Source organism: Flavisolibacter ginsengiterrae DSM 18136, from assembly GCF_059568575.1.
The window spans coordinates 25,392-47,648 of the sequence record NZ_JCANTR010000022.1 but is presented as its reverse complement, the minus strand read 5'-3'; the positions used below and the strand labels follow the sequence as shown (position 1 = coordinate 47,648).

At 44.8% G+C, this 22,257-nt stretch carries 22 protein-coding genes; 11 read left to right on the top strand and 11 right to left on the bottom strand.

The features are described 5' to 3' along the window. The first annotated feature begins 10 nt into the window (after window positions 1-10). Together meaB and BP74_RS18285 are read left to right on the top strand one after the other, a co-directional pair. Window positions 11-913, top strand: a complete 903-nt coding sequence (meaB, locus tag BP74_RS18290; protein ID WP_496376355.1) for a methylmalonyl Co-A mutase-associated GTPase MeaB — start codon at window positions 11-13, stop codon at window positions 911-913. Beyond that, a complete protein-coding gene (locus BP74_RS18285) occupies window positions 913-1,851 on the top strand; it encodes a glycosyltransferase family 2 protein (RefSeq protein ID WP_496376353.1) in 939 nt (312 codons plus the stop codon). The genes meaB and BP74_RS18285 overlap by 1 nt, the downstream gene beginning before the upstream one ends. On the opposite strand, the gene BP74_RS18280 is transcribed toward BP74_RS18285, so the two are convergent. Then, window positions 1,830-2,798 carry a class I SAM-dependent methyltransferase gene (locus tag BP74_RS18280; RefSeq protein WP_496376351.1) on the bottom strand — a complete coding sequence of 323 codons (969 nt, stop codon included), beginning with the start codon at window positions 2,796-2,798 and terminating at the stop codon, window positions 1,830-1,832. The two genes, BP74_RS18285 and BP74_RS18280, sit on opposite strands and share 22 nt — an antisense overlap. A 33-nt stretch (window positions 2,799-2,831) precedes the next feature. Then, window positions 2,832-3,053, bottom strand: a complete 222-nt coding sequence (locus BP74_RS18275; protein WP_496376349.1) for a hypothetical protein — start codon at window positions 3,051-3,053, stop codon at window positions 2,832-2,834. Between the two features lie 193 nt (window positions 3,054-3,246). On the opposite strand from BP74_RS18275, the gene BP74_RS18270 reads away from it, so the two are divergent. Next, entirely contained in the window at window positions 3,247-5,100 is a 1,854-nt protein-coding gene (locus BP74_RS18270) for a T9SS type A sorting domain-containing protein (protein ID WP_496376347.1), read from the top strand. Between the two features lie 33 nt (window positions 5,101-5,133). Here BP74_RS18270 and typA read toward each other — a convergent pair whose 3' ends face one another. Both typA and BP74_RS18260 read right to left on the bottom strand, forming a co-directional pair. Next, the gene (typA, locus tag BP74_RS18265; protein ID WP_496376345.1) at window positions 5,134-6,942 is read right to left on the bottom strand and encodes a translational GTPase TypA; all 1,809 of its coding nucleotides are present in this window, start codon (window positions 6,940-6,942) and stop codon (window positions 5,134-5,136) included. Window positions 6,943-7,073: 131 nt separating this feature from the next. Further along, the gene (locus BP74_RS18260) at window positions 7,074-7,175 is read right to left on the bottom strand and encodes a DUF2905 family protein (RefSeq protein ID WP_496376407.1); all 102 of its coding nucleotides are present in this window, start codon (window positions 7,173-7,175) and stop codon (window positions 7,074-7,076) included. A gap of 174 nt (window positions 7,176-7,349) precedes the next feature. Between BP74_RS18260 and BP74_RS18255 the strand changes: the two genes are divergently transcribed. Together BP74_RS18255 and BP74_RS18250 are read left to right on the top strand one after the other, a co-directional pair. After that, entirely contained in the window at window positions 7,350-7,766 is a 417-nt protein-coding gene (locus BP74_RS18255; RefSeq protein WP_496376343.1) for a hypothetical protein, read from the top strand. Window positions 7,767-7,915: 149 nt separating this feature from the next. Then, window positions 7,916-8,821 (top strand): diacylglycerol/lipid kinase family protein, encoded by a 906-nt coding sequence (locus tag BP74_RS18250; RefSeq protein ID WP_496376341.1) that lies wholly within the window; start codon window positions 7,916-7,918, stop codon window positions 8,819-8,821. Between the two features lie 26 nt (window positions 8,822-8,847). On the opposite strand, the gene BP74_RS18245 is transcribed toward BP74_RS18250, so the two are convergent. Beyond that, the gene (locus tag BP74_RS18245) at window positions 8,848-11,151 is read right to left on the bottom strand and encodes a patatin-like phospholipase family protein (RefSeq protein ID WP_496376339.1); all 2,304 of its coding nucleotides are present in this window, start codon (window positions 11,149-11,151) and stop codon (window positions 8,848-8,850) included. Between the two features lie 18 nt (window positions 11,152-11,169). Further along, window positions 11,170-12,282 (bottom strand): COX15/CtaA family protein, encoded by a 1,113-nt coding sequence (locus BP74_RS18240; RefSeq protein WP_496376337.1) that lies wholly within the window; start codon window positions 12,280-12,282, stop codon window positions 11,170-11,172. Window positions 12,283-12,398: 116 nt separating this feature from the next. Between BP74_RS18240 and BP74_RS18235 the strand changes: the two genes are divergently transcribed. Then, entirely contained in the window at window positions 12,399-13,124 is a 726-nt protein-coding gene (locus tag BP74_RS18235; RefSeq protein ID WP_496376335.1) for a twin-arginine translocation signal domain-containing protein, read from the top strand. 37 nt (window positions 13,125-13,161) lie between these two features. Here BP74_RS18235 and BP74_RS18230 read toward each other — a convergent pair whose 3' ends face one another. Next, window positions 13,162-14,112, bottom strand: coding sequence for a c-type cytochrome (locus BP74_RS18230; protein ID WP_496376333.1), 951 nt, complete (start codon window positions 14,110-14,112; stop codon window positions 13,162-13,164). Between the two features lie 4 nt (window positions 14,113-14,116). Here BP74_RS18230 and rnhB point away from each other — a divergent pair, with 4 nt between their 5' ends. Next, window positions 14,117-14,908, top strand: coding sequence for a ribonuclease HII (rnhB, locus tag BP74_RS18225; RefSeq protein WP_496376331.1), 792 nt, complete (start codon window positions 14,117-14,119; stop codon window positions 14,906-14,908). 433 nt (window positions 14,909-15,341) lie between these two features. Here rnhB and BP74_RS18220 read toward each other — a convergent pair whose 3' ends face one another. The 4 genes from BP74_RS18220 to BP74_RS18205 all read right to left on the bottom strand — a co-directional run bounded on the left by BP74_RS18220 (window position 15,342) and on the right by BP74_RS18205 (window position 17,955). Then, the gene (locus BP74_RS18220) at window positions 15,342-15,950 is read right to left on the bottom strand and encodes an L-threonylcarbamoyladenylate synthase (RefSeq protein ID WP_496376329.1); all 609 of its coding nucleotides are present in this window, start codon (window positions 15,948-15,950) and stop codon (window positions 15,342-15,344) included. Between the two features lie 151 nt (window positions 15,951-16,101). Continuing rightward, a complete protein-coding gene (locus BP74_RS18215; protein ID WP_496376327.1) occupies window positions 16,102-17,139 on the bottom strand; it encodes a 2-oxoacid:ferredoxin oxidoreductase subunit beta in 1,038 nt (345 codons plus the stop codon). A 34-nt stretch (window positions 17,140-17,173) separates the two neighbouring features. Beyond that, window positions 17,174-17,554 (bottom strand): four helix bundle protein, encoded by a 381-nt coding sequence (locus BP74_RS18210; RefSeq protein WP_496376325.1) that lies wholly within the window; start codon window positions 17,552-17,554, stop codon window positions 17,174-17,176. 53 nt (window positions 17,555-17,607) lie between these two features. Next, complete coding sequence (locus BP74_RS18205; RefSeq protein WP_496376323.1) at window positions 17,608-17,955, bottom strand: carboxymuconolactone decarboxylase family protein; 348 nt, start codon at window positions 17,953-17,955, stop codon at window positions 17,608-17,610. Between the two features lie 110 nt (window positions 17,956-18,065). On the opposite strand from BP74_RS18205, the gene BP74_RS18200 reads away from it, so the two are divergent. The 4 genes from BP74_RS18200 to BP74_RS18185 all read left to right on the top strand — a co-directional run bounded on the left by BP74_RS18200 (window position 18,066) and on the right by BP74_RS18185 (window position 22,252). Continuing rightward, window positions 18,066-18,518 carry a c-type cytochrome gene (locus BP74_RS18200; protein ID WP_496376321.1) on the top strand — a complete coding sequence of 151 codons (453 nt, stop codon included), beginning with the start codon at window positions 18,066-18,068 and terminating at the stop codon, window positions 18,516-18,518. A 1-nt stretch (window position 18,519) separates the two neighbouring features. Beyond that, window positions 18,520-19,947 (top strand): NADP-dependent phosphogluconate dehydrogenase, encoded by a 1,428-nt coding sequence (gnd, locus tag BP74_RS18195; protein ID WP_496376319.1) that lies wholly within the window; start codon window positions 18,520-18,522, stop codon window positions 19,945-19,947. Window positions 19,948-20,010: 63 nt separating this feature from the next. Continuing rightward, a complete protein-coding gene (gene zwf, locus BP74_RS18190) occupies window positions 20,011-21,534 on the top strand; it encodes a glucose-6-phosphate dehydrogenase (protein WP_496376317.1) in 1,524 nt (507 codons plus the stop codon). A 94-nt stretch (window positions 21,535-21,628) separates the two neighbouring features. Continuing rightward, window positions 21,629-22,252 carry a DUF2911 domain-containing protein gene (locus tag BP74_RS18185; RefSeq protein ID WP_496376315.1) on the top strand — a complete coding sequence of 208 codons (624 nt, stop codon included), beginning with the start codon at window positions 21,629-21,631 and terminating at the stop codon, window positions 22,250-22,252. Window positions 22,253-22,257 lie beyond the last annotated feature (5 nt).

Here is a 22,257-nt window from a genome sequence, read left to right as displayed (position 1 = left end):
ATATTACTTCATGTGGCAACAATGGCTCGGAGAACTAGAACAGGGAAATGTCAAGGCATTGGCCCGCAGCATATCATTGGTGGAGAATGGTGGACCAGGTTATGATCAGTTGCTGGAAGCCCTGCCCTTTAATGCCGAAGCCAGGGTCATTGGCATTACCGGCCCTCCGGGTGCGGGAAAGAGTACATTGGTGGATGCATTGATCGGTGAGTTTATTGCAAATGGTAAAAAGGTCGCTGTGCTTTGCGTTGACCCTTCCTCTCCATTTAACCTGGGCGCTGTATTGGGTGATCGCATTCGCATGAGCAACTGGTACACACATCCCCATGTTTACATCCGTTCATTGGCTACAAGGGGCTCCATGGGTGGGTTGAATCCCCGCATCATTGAGATCACCGAACTGGTAAAAGCTGCAGGCTATGATTATGTGATCGTAGAAACGGTGGGTGTTGGTCAAAGTGAAATAGAGATAGCAGGATTGGCAGATACTACAGTGGTGGTGATGGTACCTGAAGGTGGTGATGAGATCCAGACCATGAAGGCAGGCCTGATGGAAATAGCAGATATTTTCGTAGTGAATAAAAGCGACCGCCCTGATGCGGATGCATTTGTAAAGAACCTGCGGATGATGCTGGCACCTGCTTTTCATAATCACCGCGAAGTGCCTGTTATTAAAACGATTGGGAATAATGGATCGGGTGTTCAGGAGTTGTATAATGCCATAGAACAACATGCCGCAGCAACAGAACATTCTTTAAGAAAAAGCTGGCTGTTGACGGAAAGGGTTTTTCAATTGGTGCAGCAACATCGCATGCACAATATTGACAAGGATGCCCTGTATAAAGAGATCAGCCTGTCATTGAATGACAGGGAAAATTTTAATCTATATCGCTTCGCAAAAAAATATTATTAATGGCTGCCCCTTTTATTTCTGTTTGCATTCCTTCCTACCAAAGAGTGGCCTACCTTGAGCGCTTGTTGAACTCTATCAGGCAACAAACCTATGGTCATTTTGAAGTGGTATTGTCTGATGACAGCCCCGATGATTCTGTGAAGGATTTGCTGGAGAAGTACACTGATCTGCCTATTCGTTATTTTCACAATATTCCGGCAGCAGGCACACCTATGAACTGGAACCTGGCCATTGAAAAAGCAAAAGGAGACTGGATCAAAATCATGCACGATGATGACTGGTTCTCTACTCCTTCGTCTCTTGAACTTTTTGCCAATGCAGCTTCAGAAAGCAAGTCACTCTTCCTGTTTTCCTCCTCCCGTTACATACAGGAAGATGGAAGCGAACGTATGCGCAGTTTAACCCCTGAAGAAATCAAAGCGCTACACACCGATCCGCTTTACCTTATTTATGATAATTTGATAGGTCATCCCAGTGCAGTGCTGCATCAAAAAGATCCATCCATTTCATACAATCCGGTGTACAAATGGGTAGTGGATATGGATTTTTATATACACTACCTTGATCAACACCCTGTCTGGGAGTACCTGGCTGAGCCGCTGGTAAATATCGGCGAAGGCAGCACACAGGTATCGGCAGATTGTTATAAAAATCCTGATGTTGAGATACCTGAATACCTGCAATTATTGAACTCGCTGGATGGCTCGAGGGTGGAGCACAACCGGTATGTTTTTTATACGCTGTGGAACCTGGTGAAGAAGTTCAGGCTAAAAGACAGTGCACATGTGGAGAAGCATTACCATGGACCTGTACCCCAAGCATTGAACTATATCATACATATCCAAAGTAAAATTCCCCGCCTCATACTGAAGCAAACGCCCTGGTCGAGGTATTTTATGCGCAAAGCTTTCCAGGCTTATCCCGGGTTGAATAAATAAAAGGAGGCCTGGTCGCCTTCTCCTTCACTGTTGGATCGTGCGGCAATTTGTTTAAACCCTTCTATCTCTGTCCTTGTAAAAACGGATGCCTCCTTATTGACCATATAGGAATTGGATGCCATCAGCGGTATGTTCCGCTGGTATTGTTCACTCGCCCAGATATGGTAGGCTGTAGAATCATAATCCACTTTCTGCATTTCAAAGCCAGCTTTTTTTGCCAGCAGTTCCATGCTTTTCACTGTATGGATCAACAGGTGTCTTGGCGCATCCAAACCAACCCAATCTACTCCATATGTTTTCCATCCATAATGTCCCATCACGGGTGTGCGGATCAATAAAAACTTGCCGGGTCTTAATAATTCCTTTAGTCGTTGCAGCACCTTCAGAGGCTGATCCATATGTTCAAATACATGGTGCAGCATGATATAATCAAAGCTCCCCTGGAGGCTATAAATATCTTTTTTGTAAACTGGTATGGGTCCGTGGTGCAGGTCCTTGTCCATGAAGGGATCTATACCTGTGAGATTAGTAAATCCATTTTTATGCAGGTTTACCAACAGGTTACCATTGCCCGTACCCACATCCAGGATGGCATCATCAAATTGAACTCCGGGCACCTTTACCCATTCCATATATTCAGGAACGGTATAGCCGGCAGCCAATACAGAACCTGCTATCCTATGGCGGCCATGCAGCAGGTAAGCGGAACGCAGGGTTCGAAGCGAGTCGGGTTTTGAACGGGTTTTTAATTTAGAAGTAAAGGAATAATAATCTTCATTGGGATAATACCGCGCCAGGTCGGCAGGAATATTTTGCAGCTGCATACATCCACATGCGTGACAAAGCTGGTATTCAAAGTTCTCATGAAAACCTAATTGCATTTCCCTTACGGTATACAATTCATTACCGTTAGTATTCTGGCAAACCTTACAGGAAGTAATAGACATGAATGGCAGTTGGTATTAATGGTTGAAAAGGATTCAGGCTTCCCTTTCATTCTTTCTCCACCAGCGGTATCCCATGATACCCAGCATGGCCAATGGAGTGAAGGCAAGATAAAGTATCCCGGCATTTAATCCACGGGCTGGTTTTTCACCCAATTGTTCTGCCGTACGGGTACAAACAGAACATTGCGCCTGGCTGGTAGCAGAGAAAAAAACCAGGCAAAGGGAAAATATAAGTACAAGACTACACTTCTTCATGGCCTTAAGAGTAAGGCTGCAAGTTACAACCAAAAGCAAAACAGCCCGAAGCCGGGGTTAATTCAACGGTTTCTTAACAGATTAAAGCTGGTTTTTATATACTAAGACGTCAGCAGCATGGCTATTTCACTACGTGTATTTACCTTGACATGCCTGTTGCTTTTTTTTACTTTGCCATCGTTTAGCCAAGGCCATGCGTCCATATCCTATCATAACTGCTTTAGTCCTTCTGGGCATGACACTTAACGCCCAGACCTCCATCAGCGGGGTTGTTAACAGTTATCATAGGGTGATTGAAATTATTCCTGCCAAAGCATGTGTGCGTGTTGACAATCCTTCCGGGCTTCTTTTTAATGACCGCGTGATGATGATACAGATGAAAGGCGCAACTGTAACTGCCACCAACAACAGTACATTTGGAACGGTCACCTCAACGAACAATGCCGGCAATTACGAAATAGGAACCATCTGCTCTGTAAGGGGTGATTCTATATTTCTCTTCAAACAATTATTGCGTTCTTATACAGTAACAGATAAAGTGCAATTGGTGCGGATACCCCAATATACCAACGCCCTTGTCACAGACAGCTTACAAGCAATGCCCTGGGATAGTGCCAGCGGCAAAGGAGGTGTACTGGCGATTTGGGTATCGGATAACCTGGCATTAAATGCTCCTGTTTCCGTTTCGGAAGCAGGCTATAAAGGAGGCAGCTATGCAACAAGCTCTGGCTTTTGTTCCAATTTTGGCGCGCCAAATGGCTACTATTACAATGCTACAACGCTCGCTCCCCAGGATGGCGCCTATAAAGGTGAATCAGTTGCCGACCTAACGGTACTCTATAGTGGCGGAAAAGGGGCAGTGGCCAATGGCGGTGGCGGTGGCAATAACCATAATAATGGCGGTGGCGGAGGATCCAATAGCAGTGCAGGCGGCAATGGAGGAGGCAACTCAAGTGCTTCGGGATGTACTACTGCTAATCCGGGAAGGGGCGGCTATGCTTTGAACAATAATAGCGGCGCTAAACTTTATATGGGTGGTGGCGGTGGTGCAGGACATGCTAATTCAGGATTGCCATCTACCGGGGGAGGAAGAGGTGGTGGCATCCTGTTCATTCAAGCCAATACGTTGTATTCAAACGGTTTTAAGATCCTGGCCAATGGGCAGGATGGTGGCAGTACACTCGGCGATGGAGCATCAGGCGGAGGCGGTGGTGGATCTGTCATTTTAAATATTAACAGCTATGCCGACGACTTAAATATAGAAGTCAAAGGTGGTAATGGAGGTTCTGAAAATGATGATGCAACGTCCGGCAAGTGTTATGGGGAAGGTGGTGGCGGCGGTGGTGGCCTTATCTATTTTAAAGGATCCATTCCGGCAGGAATAAATTCTGTCTCCGGGGGAGCTAAGGGCAGTAAGCTCAATTCCCTGAATTGTGGCACCATTACGGCTGGGACCGCAGGTTCCAATGGTACAACCGTAACCAATTATTCTTTTGCTGAATCTTCCACCCTTTCCAGTGCATGTGGGACCGTGCTACCGGTAGGCCTTTTGAATTTTTCTGCCAGGAATGCTATAAACACTGTGATCATTGAATGGAAAACAGCTGATAATGCACCAGGTATAAAAGCGTTCCTGGAGCGCAACTGGAATAACAGTTCCTGGTCAGTGATTCAATCTTATACGCTATCATCAGCTGCAGTTCAATACAGGTATGATGATAAAGATCTTCCGGCTGGTTTTTACCAATACCGCCTAAAAATGGTGAAGGCGGATGGCTCCATTAGTTATTCAAACATCAGCACTGCAAAGCTAACAGGCAACATTTCGTTATTTGTTTTCCCTAACCCTGCCAGCAGCCAGCTGACCATTGTTCACCCTTTTGAACCTGGATCTGAGGTCAGTATGATAGATGCAATGGGACAACAGGTATGGAATAAAAAGATACTGTCACCTGCTCCCCTGCTCAGGCAGGATATTTCCTTTTTGCCTAAAGGTGTTTACAGGGTAATGACTGGTGCAGCCTCCAAATGTTTTGTAGTGGAGTAAGCAAAAAAAATCCCGCCGAAGCGGGATGGAGTATTATAAAGCTTGTGCGCTCATTCTTTTCTGTTGTTTCTTTCTCTCTTCTTCATCCAGTATCACTTTACGCATACGGATATTGTTAGGAGTCACTTCAATGCACTCATCCTGCTGGATGTATTCCATGCATTCTTCCAGGGTCATTAATCTTTTTGGAGGTAGCGTTACTGTACCATCGCTACCAGAGGCGCGCATGTTGGTCAGTTTCTTTCCTTCATTCGGATTCACTACCAGGTCACCAGGTTTATTGTTCTCTCCAATGATCATTCCGCGGTACACTTCTTCTCCCGGATCTACAAAGAAGAACCCACGATCCTGTAATTTATCAATAGAGTAAGCGGTAGTGCTTCCGGCTTCTTTAGCTATCAACACACCATTGTTACGGCCGGGGATGGCACCTTTCCATGGTTTGTATTCGCTGAAGCGGTGGTTCATTACAGCTTCACCAGCAGTGTTGGTCAGCATATTGGTACGCAAACCCAACAAACCTCTTGAAGGGATATCAAACTCGAGGTGTTGCATATCACCTTTTGTTTCCATGACATGCATTTCACCTTTACGGCGGGTAACAAGGTCAATTACTTTGGAAGCATATTCCTGCGGCACATCCACTACAAGTGTTTCAAAAGGCTCGCATTTCTTGCCATCAATCTCTTTAGTGATAACCTGGGGTTGCCCGATGGTCAGTTCATAACCCTCACGACGCATGGTTTCTACCAATACTCCTAAGTGAAGGATTCCACGACCGTAAACCATAAAGCTATCAGCACTATCAGTGTCATACACACGAAGCGCCAGGTTCTTTTCAGTTTCTTTCATCAGGCGGTCACGCAGGTGGCGGGAGGTAACGAACTTACCATCTTTACCAAAGAAGGGAGAGTTGTTGATGCTGAACTGCATGTTCATGGTGGGTTCATCCACGCTGATCACAGGCAGAGCTTCGGGATTATCAAAATCAGCGATTGTATCACCAATATTGAAATCTTCCAGTCCTACTACGGCACAAAGATCTCCGGCAACTACTTCAGTTACCTTCTTCTTTCCCATGCCTTCAAATACGTATAATTCTTTTACTCTTGATTTACGGACGCCATTTTCCTGAACAAGGGAGAAAGGCTGGTTTTCTTTAATAGTGCCACGGGCAACTTTTCCAATGGCTATACGGCCAAGGAAGGAAGAATAGTCAAGGGAAGTGATCTGCATCTGCAGGGTACCATCACCCACTTTGGGAGCAGGCACATATTTCAGGATACCATCCAACAAAGGAGTGATGCCTTCACATTCAGTTAATGAATCATTGAACCAACCATTCTTTCCGGAACCATAGAAGGTAGGGAAATCCAGCTGCTCTTCTGTAGCGTCAAGGTTGAAGAATAATTCAAATACAGCATCATGCACTTCATCAGGGCGGCAATTAGGCTTGTCCACCTTATTGATAACCACGATGGGCTTCAGGTTCAGGTGCAGGGCTTTTTGCAGTACAAAACGGGTTTGTGGCATTGGGCCTTCAAAGGCATCCACCAGCAATATCACACCATCAGCCATCTTTAATACCCTTTCCACTTCACCACCAAAGTCGGCGTGACCAGGGGTATCGATCACATTAATCTTAACGCCTTTGTACATAACTGCGGCGTTCTTACTAAAAATTGTGATACCTCTTTCCCGCTCCAGGTCATTGCTGTCCATGATGAGGTCACCGGTTTCCTGGTTGTCGCGGAAGGTCTTCGTTGCGTGAAGGATCTTGTCTACCAGCGTAGTTTTTCCGTGGTCAACGTGGGCAATTATCGCTATATTTCTGATGTCCATAGTTTAGTTGTAAGTTGAAAGATTGTTAGCCTTAACAAGGATTTAAGGCAAAAGGCCACCTTCCAAAGCTTCCCCTAAGGGGCGGCAAAGGTACGGCAAAAGGGCGGGGCAACCCAGCCAAAACCGGGACTTTACAAAAACTTTTTGATGATATTTATGAGAATTGTCAGCAGTAAACTAAAAAGGATCATGGTGGTTATAGGAAAATAAAACCTGCTATTTCCCTTTTCCACCCTGATATCGCCGGGCAAATGGCCTATCCAGTGCAATTTATCGTGAAAGAATAGATAACTATGCCCACCAATATGATCAAAACACCAAAAACTATAATGTATCTACCAGTGTTGCTGTCCATACTTTAGCAATTTACAAAGCTTATCGCCTGCCTAATTGAAATACATTTGGATATGAGGCTGATCATTACCTTTTTTATTTCCTTCTGTATTTCTTCTTCAGTTTATGCCCAGAGCTGGAAGATCAGCTCCAATGGCAAAACCCTTTTAAAGGCAAACATTGAAAATGAAGAGAAGAATAAGGTCAGTTTAAAAACCACCACTCTATCCAAAAAAGGCTTGAATCTTTGTTATACTGAAGGAAAAGACCAGAAAAAAGGCTGGGAAAGGGTAATTGCTGTTTATGATGCAAGTGACAAAGAGCTAAAAGAAGAAAAGGGTACCAGTTTACTAATAAGCAGGGACAGCCTCCGCTCCTATCTCAAAAATTCCCCACAGGTGAAGATCTATACCTGGGCATTGCCTACAGATCCCAAGCTCAAAGCCCTGGTAAGGGTAAGAAGAATACACCTGGCTACGATAAGCCAGTAGACCTGGATGTTTCTACTTTATGTTTGTTTCTTGCTTTGTAGATCATATATAAACTTCGTCTCAGCCGACATACTGGCTCCTGACTATTGACTCCTGACTCCTGACTCATCTTCTTAAGTTCTCAACCTCCTCCTTTACTTTTGCCATCCATGTCGCGTCATCTTCTCTATATAGTCAATCCAATTTCAGGTACCAAAAAGAAATCAGGTGTGGAAAACCTGATCCGGAAGAAAACTACGGCTGCAGGTTTCCCCTACGCCATATATCCCTCGGTTGAAGGTGGTGATTATTCTTTCCTTGACCATTATATCAAGGAACAGAAAGTAACTGATATCATTATTGCTGGTGGTGACGGTACCATCAACCAGGCTATCAACTCCCTGCGCAAATGGAAACTTCCCTTCGGCATCATTCCCTGTGGTTCGGGAAACGGGCTGGCATTAACAGCGGGCATACCCAAATCGGCGGAGAAAGCGCTGGATATTGTTTTTACAGGTGTGCGGCAATGGACCGATGCCTTCACCATCAATGGAAAATTTGCCTGTATGCTTTGCGGACTTGGCTTCGATGCACAGGTGGCTCATGATTTTGCGAATGATCCCAACCGTGGATTGAGCACCTATATCAAGCAAACGGTAAAGAATTTCCTAACCTCCAAATCTTACACTTTTGGCATTCGCACCAACGGTAGAACATTTATTACGGATGCCTTCTTTATTTCTGTGGCGAACAGCAACCAGTTTGGCAACAATTTTAAAATAGCTCCCAATGCCAGTCTTACAGATGGCATGCTGGATATTGTCATCATGACCAAGCAAAATAAACTGAGTATGCTGGTGCAGGCATTGAAGCAGGTAACCGGTTTTAATGAAGTGCAGGAAACAGCGGTATTCAACGAACAAAGCAGTGTGATCTATTTCCAGACACCTTCTCTAACTATCAACAATGCATTAGATGCGCCGCTACATATAGATGGCGACCCGGTAGAATCAGAGAAAGCTTTAAAGTTCCAGGTGTTACCAGCCTGCTTTCAATTGTTGGTGGGCAAAAGCTAAAAACTGTATAATTGCAATGATTATAACTATCGCAATGGCTTATTAAAACTGAGTTCCTGTTTGGTTTTCAGCTTTGACTTCCCAAGGGAATCTGTATTCAATAAGTTGAGCAACTTATCAAAACTCTCCACATTATAAGCGGAGCCCAATGAAGCCGCTATATCCAGCTTCTCCCGTTGCGTAAGGTGAAAATTCAGTGCTGCCTTGTCTTCTTCTTTTTTAGGAATGTACTGGAAGGTGATCTTGTGTATGGGAAATCCATTATTATCCATGAAGTAAGTGGACATATCTCCCTGGAAATATTCCATCATCTTATACCAGTTGTTTTGCAGCAGGAAGAAAGGCTTTACAGCATTCTCTGTAAGGTTATCATATTCATAGGGATGTTCCCATCCGCCATCCATGCGGTCGCGGATCTGGATGACCACCACTCCCCTCGTATTCTCAACTATCCAGGAACGCATATGTGCCAGGAAACGCAGGGCTGTTGACACACCATAATTATCACGCAAACCCCCATCCATTACGTCGATCACAGGATTGGAAGGCAACCAAACATTTGGCAATACCACGGGAAAGGTGGCGTTCATGCGAAGGGCTGTTAATATGCGCAGGTTGTAGGGATTCTGTTTGGCAAAGAAAGTAGTGAAGTCAACGGCATCGGGCGTCATCCTGCCTTCAGTGGAATCCATGGGTGGTTCCATCATAAATCGCAAGGGCTGTGTGCTGATCAGCATCATCTTGGCATCGCGGGTAATGACATTGTGGTAAAACATCAATGGAATATTCGCCGCGGTTTCATCCGCCACATAATCCCTCAGGCTCTTGTTCAATACGCCACGTGTATTATCATTCAATGCCATCTCGAATGCATAGCCGCGATCACGCAGGTAGGTGTTGTCGCCGATAGTGAACTTTTGCTCTGGAGCAAAAAGATCCCGGGCAATAAAGGAAGTAAAAGTGGGATTGAGCAGATCATCTGCGATATTATCCACATATTCATTCGACTGAATGTTGATCTTTTTGTTGTGCAGACGCTGGCGATACAATTCACGGAAATAAGTAGCTCCTATCATACCTCCCGAAGCTCCGGTGATCAGGAAAGTTTTTTTCATTAATGTTCCACCTGTGATGCTATCCAGTTCCTGCATCACATTCATCGTGAAAGTGGCACTCCTGGTTCCACCACCGCTGGTAGCTATCAGAACCAGTAAAGGTTTTTTCTCATCCTGTTTTTGTTTCCAGCGATACATTACCTGCTCCATGTTCTTCCTGTCTGCTTCCGTAGCCTTCGGATTGCTCAATTGTTCCAGGCTTTCCTTGGTATATGCAGGTGCTTCCTTCCGGTTGTTGTAATTCAATCCATAGGCCTTGTTGCGGGGATCGATCAACTCAAACCGGTAAAGAATATTAAGCATGAAAATGAAAATGATCAGCGCGGGCACACTCCAGCTTTGGAAAAAATAAACCAGCGAACCGATAACACCTATCAGGATGGCGCAGAATAAGGTAATGCTGGCGCCTGCAGGCAACTGGAAGAATTTGGAATCCAGGAAGAACCCAATAAGGATCAGGAAAACATAGGCGATCAGCAAACTGACCACAGCTGCAAAATGGTGCCGCTTGAAAATCTTTGACATCAGCTCGTGGGAATAGTGTGATACATCCCTGCAGCGACGCACACGGAAAAAAGAATCAAGGAACCATTCGGAATGTATCAGTGACAAATTACTTGCTGCAATGTTTTCGGGTTGCAGGTGCGCAAAATAATTTCGGGCACTGTTAAAAGCGGGTTGCAGCTTTTTGAAAATGGTCTTATCTGCCCTGAAGAAATAAATAAATGAGATGGACAGGATCAGGAGCAGTCCCGCCAGGAACCCTGCGAAAAGGAAGATGATCTCCACATTTGGGATAAGTTCTTTATAATGCGCGTATTGATAGGCCTTGAGCAAATAAAAGATGAGGAAACCCAAAGGGATAGCCGCATTATTGATGCAATATTTCAAAAATGGAAACTGGGTAGCCGCAAGGAATGTAAAATGCCGGCTGAATAAAATGAAGGTGGTAATGTTCCAGCACATGATGAATACACCAATGGAAATACCCATGATGGCCGCGCCAATTGCATTCACATCGCCAAGGTATTCAGGGCTCAGGAACAACGCTTCGGTACCAAAGCTTTTCATAAAGCTTCCATTTACAATGCTGAATAGCAATAGCCAGAAGATCAGCAATACCTGGTACTTTCTGAAATGTAGAAACAGGAGTTGTACGGGTAACGAATAAAAAACTCCCCTGAGGTAATCGAAGAAAGAATAAGTTGTTTTCAAATCAAGTCTAAAGTACTACTAAATCAGGTGAGGGTCAATGCCTTGGCTCAATTTAGTATTTTCTTTAGGCTTCAACAGGTAATAGGCCATGACTAGAGAAAGCAGCAGCAGCAGGGCCACAAACTGGTGCAGTTGGGCATTCCATTCAAAGACGCCCCAATGCTGGGGTATTTTCTTTGGACTGGTAAGTACGGCTACTATTCCTAATACTACCTGCAACAGTACCAATACCAATGGCATCCATTTAATGGCGTTAAAAACAGCGCTGGATCTTTCCTTAGCTGCTTTAACTGTCCAAATGATGATCAGTATACATATCAAGTAGGCCAGGTTGCGGTGAATAAAGTGAACGGTGATGGGATTATTGATGATGGCAGAGAAAAAAGAAAAGCTCCTCCCGCCGTAGTTCGACATATTGGGTGGAAAATAATCGCCATTAATTGAAGGCCAGGTAGGTGCATAGCTTGCCCCTTTCAGGCCTGCCATGAAAGCACCATAGATCAATTGAAGGCTTAAAAGAACAATGATATAGACCATCGATTGGCGAAGAGAGGGAGAAAAAACTTTTTGTACGGGATGAATTAATAACTGCATGGCAAACCAAAAGGTATATACGAGGAGCACAAGAGCAGCCATAAAATGAATGGCCAGGCGTATATGGCTTACATACAGGTTCTCGTCATTCAGTCCGCTCATGACCATCACCCAGCCTATCAAACCCTGTAAACCTCCCAACAAAAACAGGATCACCATGGGCCTGATCATGTCTTTGGAAAAACGTTTTTGAATAATGAATATGATGAAAGGAATAAGGAATACTACGCCAATCAGTCTTCCCCACAGGCGGTGCATCCATTCCCAGAAAAAGATGGACTTAAAATCTTCCAGGGTGAAATAGGAATGCAAATGTTTGAACTGGGCTATTTCCTTATAGTGGTTAAAAGCTTCATTCCATTGCTTTTGGTTGAGTGGTGGAATGGTGCCCAGGATAGGTTTCCATTCCGTGATCGAAAGGCCTGAGTCGGTAAGACGGGTAATACCTCCCAAAATGATCTGCACGATGATCATCAGTACGCCCACCAGCAACCAGATAGCAACTGGCCTGGAGCGGTTAACAGCTGTTCTTTCCATTGGTGGGCAAAGGTAAGCCCGGCTATGATGCTATGAAAAGTAAAAGTTTTTTTGACAAGGCTTTTAATATTTCGTAGCTTTTATATGCTCAATTTTCTCCATTTAAAAACACTGTTATGGAAAGTAATGACCTGAACTTTAAAACACACCGTCGTGGTTTTATCGGCACCCTGGCAACAGGTGCAGTAGCGCTGGGAGTGGGCACCATGGCCACCCCGCTGCAGGCGCTGGCTAAGAAGGAATTTAACGACACCCCTATTGGTGATGATGATCCGGATGCCTGGTTCAACAAGATCAAGGGCAAGCACAGGATCGTTTTTGATGCCACCCGGCCCCATGAGATCATGCCCTTTGTTTGGCCACTGGTTTTTTTGAATACCAATGAAGCCACAGGCAGTAAGGACAACAGCGTAGTGGTAGTGCTTCGACACGATGCCATCCCTTATGCTTTTGAAGACAGGATCTGGGCCAAATACAATTTTGGAGAAGTTTTTAAGGCCGGTGAGTTAGGGCCTGCATTCAAGGCCGCCGATTACAAAACTGCTGCTTCCAGCCGCAATCCTTTCTGGAAAACAAAACCAGGAGATTTCCAGGTGCCGGGCTTCGGAGAAGTGCCCATTGGCATCACCGATCTGCAGGCAAAAGGAGTGATGTTTTGCGTTTGCAATGCTGCAATGACAGTGTATAGTGCGGCATTAGCTCCCAACCTCAACATGTCGGCAGAAGAAGTAAGAAAAGACTGGGTGAGCGGGCTCATTCCAGGAATACAGGTTGTGCCTTCAGGGGTTTGGGCAGTTGGCAGAGCGCAGGAACATGGCTGCACCTATTGCTTTGCAGGTTAATTTTCTCTCAGAGCCTGGAGAAAGGATCCTCTACCCTTTATTTAATTTTTCCTTTGCTATCCGCAAGGTTTTTCTCCCGGCTCTTTTTTATGATCCCGAAAGGCCCATACTTATGTTGCGTTTCTGAAAAACCATCAATGTAAGGCCCGAAAGGATAATCCAGTGGTTTTTTGCTGATATCCCTCCAATCTTCGGTAAATCTTTTTAACGGCCTGTATTGCGCTGCCACATAGGCTGCTACATCCCACGCCTCTTCATCTTTTAATTGTGGTGTCTTCCAATCAGCAACACCAAAGGGCATATTGAATTTGATAAAACCAGCAAGCCTGGAAATGGAAAACATGCCGGCGCTAATATTAAAACTATGCTCACCCCATAGCGGCGGGTAGGTATAGGCAGAAGAATCCTCGTTGAATAAACCTCCCCCGTTTGTTCCATGGCATCGAACACAATTAGTAGTAAATACCTGTCTTCCTCTCAGTGTGTCTGCAGCCCTCGGAAGAAAGGGTAGTTCACCTGTCGCAGCTCCCCTGGGCTTGAATCCTTTGGGAACATCTTTACCTATCCACTCCAGGTAAGCCACAAAAGCCCGCATTTCCGGGCCTGAACTATCTATGGCCTTACCATTCAGGCTGCGCAACAGGCAATCATTTACCCTGAATTCAATGGATTCTACCCTCCCGCTTCTTTCCCTGTATTTAGGATAAGTGGAAGCCACGGCAGAAAAAGGGTTGGCAAAATTCCTGCTCCCTGCATCAAGATGGCAATTCTGGCAATTCATGCCATTGGACACCGATGCTACAATTCCTTTTGGCCCCAGGTATTTAGCAGTATTCACCACCAGCTCCCTGCCATAACGTATAAGATCACCTATGGAGTCGGACGGAATTTCATCCTCCCGGGGTGCGGACCATAGTTCATCTTCATGGAATGGAACCTGCGTAGATTGTATAATTGTTTTATGAGGAGCAAACAATAACCTGCCCATGATTATGGTGATGCAAACAATGATAAGTAAAATGGGAAACCAGTATGTACGTAAATTCTTCATAAGCACCCTACCCTCTAAATTTACGAAATCCAAAGCTGTACCGGCTTTTGTGGAAAAACAAAATATTAGCTATCAGCCCGTTGTATTTGATTGTCTTTTATTTTTGAACAAACAGAACCAATTGTTGCAGGCTTATTACCAGGAAGAACTGATTGAGGCGGGATGTGACGAAGCGGGCAGGGGATGCCTTGCCGGACCGGTATATGCTGCGGCAGTTATCCTCCCCAAGGATTTCCACCACCCCCTGCTGAATGATTCCAAGCAATTGACTGAAGAAGAGCGCTATGAATTGCGTCCTTTTATTCAGCAGCATGCGCTTGCCTGGGCAGTTGCCGATCTTTGCAACAAACAGATTGATAAATTAAACATTCTAAAGGCTTCTTTTAAAAGCATGCACCTGGCTGTAAAGCAATTACATATACAGCCACAACTGCTTTTGATCGATGGCAACCGTTTTACTCCCTACAAAAAGATCCCACATCAATGTATCATCCAGGGCGATGAATTGTATGCTTCCATTGCAGCGGCCAGCATTCTTGCCAAGACTTACCGGGATGATTATATGAAGGCCTTGCATAAAAAATATCCAAAGTACAACTGGGCGCAGAACAAGGGTTATGCTACAAAAGAACACCAGGCTGCACTGGATCAGTATGGCCCCTGCAGGTACCATCGCCAAACCTTCCGGCTTGACTATACACAACCTTCCATTGCCGGAGAAACTGTTTTGTAATTAAACCAAAGCAGCGTTTTACCATCTTACTACTGTCTTTTTCATGTGTTGCTACCCTATTGGTTAAGGGTTTAATGATCTGCCGTAAAAGTATGGTTGAAGGTTAACAAAGCACCGTTTGTAATACAGGCGGTGCTTGTGGTTTCAGGGCAATAGAAAAGTTGATAAGTTGGAATGTTGACAGGTTAACAAGAGGGAAAACTGAGTCGGGAGTCGGGAGTCTGGAGTCAGTAGTCGTTTGTCTGAACTTGGTATCCTCTATAATTCTTTTAAATCATATTAAACCTCGTTCTCTCTCACTTGAAAAATTGAACATTGAGTGTTGATCATTGAGCAGTTTGTTTTAGAGTCCTAAGAAAAGGTAGTATTGTGAAAATGCCTCTTCGACCTAAACTTCATCATTCGATATTCCTCGCACGACATTCGACATTCCCTAGGCTTCCCAGGCTCCCGCTCCTTCACGCATCACCTCTGCTTCTCCTTTAGAGAAATCAATGATAGTTGAAGGGACCATGCCGCCAATACCTCCGTCGATCACCAGGTCCACCAGTTTCTCAAATCGATCCTGGATGATTTCTGGGTCAGTGTATTCTTCCACGAATTCTCCTGGCAGTGAAGCGCTTAATATGGGGTTGCCCAATTCTTTTACTATACATCTTGCAATAGTATTATTTGGCACACGTATACCCACGGTGTCCTTTTTTGTCTTGAGTATTTTAGGCACTTCCCTGCTGGCCTCCAGGATAAAAGTATAGGGACCCGGAAGGTGTTGCTTCAGCGTGCGGTATACAGAAGTAGTCAGTTGTTTGGCATACTGGCTCAGGTCACTGAGGTCATAACATACAAAGGAAAGGTTGGCCTTCTGTGGTTGCACCCCTTTGATCTGGCAAATACGTTCAACAGCTTTATGCTGGAATATATCACAACCCAGTCCATAGATGGTATCGGTTGGATACACTATGATGCCTCCTCCTTTCAATACTTCAACTACCTGCCGTATCAGTCTTTCCTGTGGATTTTGCGGATGAATATGAATCAGCATACAATGTAAATATTGGTGAAGCTAATGGGAATATCTTCAACCTGTCATGCAAATCTTAAACCCTGTTATACTCAAACAGTTTTGAAGTACTGGTATTAAACAGGGCATAAAAAAAGAAGGCCGCAGCCTTCTCCATTATTTTTATTTCAAGTTATGCAATGTCCCAAACCTCGTTACCCTTGAGTAGTTTATCGAGGTCGGCAGCTTTCTTACCTTTTGCGTGTTCTATCTGCTGCGTCAGCATATCCTCGTAAGTAGGCCTGATAGCCTGGTAAAACACACCAAATGGCCTGGGCAGGTGGTGCTCCAGCTTGGGGTCGTCAAACATACGCGTCAGTATCTGTGCTTTATAAATATCACTTTCGTCATGCACCCACAATTCGTCTGCGCTATGCCCTTCATTGAGATTGACAATGATGGGGTTAAAGCCATCAAGCTTGATACCCTTATCCTTATTGGCGCCAAAGATCAGCGGTTGACCATGTTCCAGGAACAGGGCTTCATCTGCTTTTGTTGATTTTTCAGTAAAGACCTCGAAAGCGCCATCATTGAAGATGTTGCAGTTCTGGTAGATCTCCAGGAAGGAAGCACCATGGTGGGCATGAGCACGGCTCAACATAGTTTGCAAATGTTTAGGGTCCCTGTCCATGCTGCGGGCGATAAAGGTGGCATCTGCTCCCATAGCCAAAGCCAATGGGTTGAAAGGATGGTCTATACTTCCATATGGTGTTGACTTGGTGATCTTATTCTCTTCCGAGGTTGGCGAGTATTGTCCCTTGGTTAGTCCATATATCTGGTTATTGAACAACAGGATGTTCACGTCAAAATTCCTTCTCAGTAAATGGATGGTATGATTGCCACCAATACTAAGGCTGTCGCCATCACCCGTCACGATCCATACACTCAGTTCAGGCCGTGCAGCTTTCAGACCGCTGGCAATGGCCGTGGCCCTGCCATGGATAGAGTGCATGCCATACACGTTCATATAATATGGGAAGCGCGATGAGCAGCCAATACCGGAGATGATCGCGATATTCTCGCGGGGAATGCCCAGTGTGGGCATCACTTTTTGAACCTGCGCCAATATTGAATAGTCCCCACACCCGGGACACCAGCGCACTTCCTGGTCAGTCGCAAAATCCTTCGGCGTCAATGATATGTTTGGGGCAGGAGCGGTAGTAGTTTCCATAATAAAATAATTTTCAATGCTCAATGTTCAACTCTCAATTTTCAAGTTTGGGAGCCGACTTATTTTTTAATGCTGTTCCTATGCTTTTTGATTTGATAGCAATTAATTCTTCAGTTTCCTGGTAAATATCCTGGAGCTTACTAACAGGCTTGATCAACTCTTTTTTGATTATGATCTTTAAAGCTGTTCTGCATTCCTTTAACTCTTTAAGGCAAATTCCCAGCTTATGGATAAAATCAGCTCTTGATTCAGCTGCCTGTGCTTCACCATAATTAAATGTTGGCGAATGACAGGACTTGATCAATTGACTGGCTATATAATTTCCTGACCTGGTATTTGGCAAAGCCTCAACAACATCTATCATTCGGCATGTAAAATCAACTAACCTGTCTTCAAGATCATATTTTCTCTCCATCCTTGAGCATTGAATATTGAAAATTGATTATTGAGCATTTCTAAGATAAGATTTCATTGCTCATTAACCAACTCTTCCCAATATTCCGCTGCTCTTCTCGTATGAGGGATAACTATCGTTCCGCCGACAATGTTGGCGACGGCAAATATCTCGTATATCTGTTCTGTTGTTACACCCAGTTCATGAGACTTACCAAGATGATATTTGATGCAGTCATCACATCGCAATACCATGCTTGCCACTAATCCCAGCATTTCCTTGGTTTTCCTGTCAAGGGCACCATCCTCATAGGTGTTGGTATCAAGATTCCACAGTCGCTTCATCACCAGGTTGTTCTTGCTGAGGATCACCTCGTTCATCTTTTCCCTGTAGTCATTAAATTCCTCTACCAGTTGTGACATGCTGTCAATTTTTAAACTTCCTGCAAAAGTAACAAATGGAGTAGTGGTAAAGAAGCTTTGAATGTTAAGGCGGGATTTTTGTATAAATTCAATGAAAAATTTAACGCGTCATGAAAAAGTCCTTGTTTATAATTCTTGGAATAGCGGGTATCATTTCGATTTCACTGGCCTTCACTCCCCTTGATGAGCACACCTATAAGAACCTGAAGGTATTGCCCAAGAATATCAACAAAGAACAACTGGACAGCGTGATGCATCATTTTTCCGGGTCGCTTGGTGTCAAATGCACTTATTGCCATATGCGAAACGAGGAGACAAAGACCTGGGACTTTGCTTCAGACGAGAATAAACACAAATTGGCTGCCAGGGAAATGATGAAAATGATGGAGAAGATCAATGATAAGTATTTTGATGTAACGGGTGCCAAACACGACCTGAATGCGCGGTTGATGGTCACCTGCTATACCTGCCATCATGGTTCTACAGAACCTGCTACCAAAACTCCTAAAAGAGAAGAGCCACCAAGGCGCGACACAGATTCAACAAGAAATAACCAGCAATAATATGGAAGGCAATTTTGATTTTGGAATGATCGGCATCGGTGTTATGGGCAGCAACCTGCTGCTGAACATGGCCGACCACGGTTATGCAGTTATAGGATTTGACCTGAAACAGGAAAGGGCGGACAAACTGGTGGAAGCGGCCAAACCCGGAACCACAGTAAAAGGAACCATTGATATTAAAGAAATGGTAGGGTCTTTAAAAAAGCCCCGCAAGATCATGATGCTGGTACCTGCGGGCAAGCCCGTAGATGATGTGATAGAAAACCTGCTTCCTTACCTGGAGAAAGGAGATATTGTAATAGATGGTGGCAATTCCTATTTCAAGGACACCCTGAAAAGGATCAGCTACCTGCAGCCAAAGGAGATCCACTTCTTTGGAATGGGGGTTTCAGGTGGTGAGGCCGGGGCCCGATATGGCCCCAGTATGATGCCGGGGGGTGACAAGGAGGCCTACCAATACCTGCAACCTATTCTCGAAGCTATAGCAGCAAAATCTGGCAATATACCCTGCGTGGCCTATATGGGAAACAATGCCGCCGGGCATTATGTGAAGATGGTGCATAATGGTATTGAGTATGCCATGATGCAAATGATCAGCGAAGTGTATGACCTGCTGCACCGTGCCGGTAACATGGAGAACAAAGACCTGCACCAGTTATTTTTAAAGTGGAATGAAGGCGAATTGCACTCCTTTCTGATAGAGATCACCGCCGAAGTATTTAAAACCGGTGACGCAGAAACTTCCAGTCCCAATGACTTCCTGGTGGATAAGATCCTGGACCAGGCAGGCTCCAAGGGAACAGGCAAATGGACATCGCAGGAAGCCATGGACCTACCCGTTTCCATTCCCACTATTGATATGGCTGTGGCCATGAGAGACCTCTCTGTATACAAAGACCAACGCACAAAGGCAGCACAGATCTTTAAACCCACCATTGGCAAGATTGAACTGACGGAACAGTTCCTGGCTGAACTGGAAGAAGCCCTGGCCTTTTGTTATACCATAGCCTATGCACAGGGTCTTAGCATGCTGGCCAAAGCTTCGGATCAATGGGAAATGAGCATACCACTGCCTTCAGTGATACAGGTGTGGAAGGCTGGCTGCATCATCCGCTCTGCGCTGCTTGGCAATTTTACGGACGCCTATACAAAAGATTCGAAACTATCCAACCTTTTGCTGGACGCCGACATTGCAGTGTTGTTGAAGAACAGGGAGACAAGTATTCGTAATATCATTGCCTCCGCTGTACAGGCCAAAATACCGGTGGCGGGCATGGGCAGTGCATTGGCCTATTATGATGCCTACCTGAGTGAACGCCTGCCCGTGAACCTGATACAGGCGCAGCGTGATTTCTTTGGTGCACATACCTATCAACGTATTGATAAGGAAGGTGTTTTTCATACGGAATGGCAGCAGCAGGAAGAATAAGATCAATACTTAAATACTATAGATAAGACAGGAAGTGGATAGATGATCATTAAATAATGTTTTATGCAAGCACCGACAAAACAGCCTACTATTTTATTCATATTTGGCGGGAGTGGCGACCTTACCTACCGCAAGCTAATGCCCGCCCTGTATAATTTATACCTTGATAACTACCTCCCTGAGCAATTCAGGATCATCAGTATAGGCAGGTCGGATTTCAGCAATACTACCTACCGGAACTTTATTAAGAAAGGCATATCAGAGCATTCCCGCAGGAAAGACTGTTTAAAGCTGGCCTGGAAAGAATTTTCAGAGTTGATGGAATATTACAAGGCCGATCTGGAATCTGAAAAGACCTATCGTTCTATTGCAGGTTATGTAAAAAACTATGAAGATGAGTGGAAAACCAAGGCAACAGAGATCTATTACATGTCTGTAGCACCCCAACTGGCTCCCGGCATTGCAGAAAAATTGCATGATTCCAAACTCATGACAGACCCTGCCAGGTCAAGGATGGTATTTGAAAAACCTTTCGGTCACGACCTGCAAAGCGCTACCGACTTGAATATACGGTTAGGTCAGCTTTTTAAAGAAGAGCAGATCTACCGCATCGACCATTACCTCGGAAAAGAAACCGTACAGAACATATTGGCGCTTCGTTTTGCTAACGCCTTGTTTGAACCCATCTGGAACAGTCACTATATCGATTATGTACAGATAACGGCCGCAGAGAATATTGGGGTAGAGGATCGTGGCAGTTATTATGAGCAGGCAGGCGCATTAAGGGACATGGTGCAGAATCATATGTTACAGCTTTTGTGTATGCTGGCCATGGAGCCGCCCTTATCCTTTGATGCCAACGAGATAAGAAATAAAAAGCTGGATGTACTCAAGGCCATTCGCATTTGGCATAAGGATGAAGTGCACCAGAATGCTGTTCGCGGGCAATATGAATCCGGGTGGATTGAAGGCAAACAGGTTAAAGGTTACAGGGAGGAGAAGAATGTAGCTCCCGATTCAAGAGTGGAGACATTTGCAGCTGTAAAATTCTACGTAGACAACTGGAGGTGGAAAGATGTGCCTTTTTATGTCAGAACAGGGAAATGCATGCATTCCAAAAGCACCCTGGTGACCATCCAGTTCAAACCGGCACCACAATACGCCTTTCCCAATGAGGCCGCGGAAACATGGAGACCCAATAGGCTCACCGTTAGTATTTCCCCGCAAATGGATATACGCCTACGTTTCCAGACCAAACAACCAGGACCGCAAATGGCACTGCAACCTGTAGATATGATCTTTAATTACTCCGATGCCTATGGCGGGGAAGATAAACAACCCGAAGCCTACGAGACCTTGCTGGAGGATATAATTGAAGGCAATGCCACCTTATTCATGCGTGCAGACCAGGTGGAAGCGGCATGGGAGATCATTCAACCCATACTGGAAGCCTGGAAGACACGACCTCCTGTGGACTTTCCGAATTATGCTCCCGGCAGTTGGGGACCGGAAGATGCCGAAGCTTTGATTGCAAAGGATGGATACCACTGGATCTCCCTTCCAGATAATGAAAAGAAAAAAGGGTAAACTGCATTGACAGTATAGGAGTGCTGAGCCTTTTTACTTCTTCAACCATTGAAGAACAATTTGTTGCCTACATGAAAAGCTGTATTTTTTCGCCATGAAATTTCTCATAGGATGTGCGTTGATCTTAGGTCTTCTTTCGTGTAATGAACATAAAAGCCAGTCGCCACCCCGTCCAACTCTCGTGCCCAAAGATTCCAGCCTGGTGAAGAACGATAGCGTGAATCCCTATGCACCGCTGGATATTTCACCCATGGATATGAGCTACTTCCCTGTTGATTATCCCATAGAAAAAATGTCAGGGAAGGCAACCAAGCTGCCTGTGGCAAGGGTTATATACAGCCGGCCTCACCGGCAGGGAAGAAGAATATTTGGAGCGCTGTTAAAATATGGCGAGCCCTGGAGACTGGGTGCCAACGAGGCTACTGAGATCGAGTTCTTTCAACCAGTAACCATTCAAAATAAAAGAATTCCCAAAGGAAAATATATCCTTTATTGCATACCGCAACAGGACAAATGGCAGATTGTCTTTAACACCAACCTCAATACCTGGGGCCTGAAGACAGAGCCTAAGGACGATATATTTAAATTTACCATACCCATACAGATCACCAATCAACCTATTGAATATTTCAGTATGGTTTTTCAAAAAACAGATAAGGGAGCTGACCTTATGATGGCATGGGATACTGTGGTGGCAAGGTTACCTATTCAATTTTAGATAGA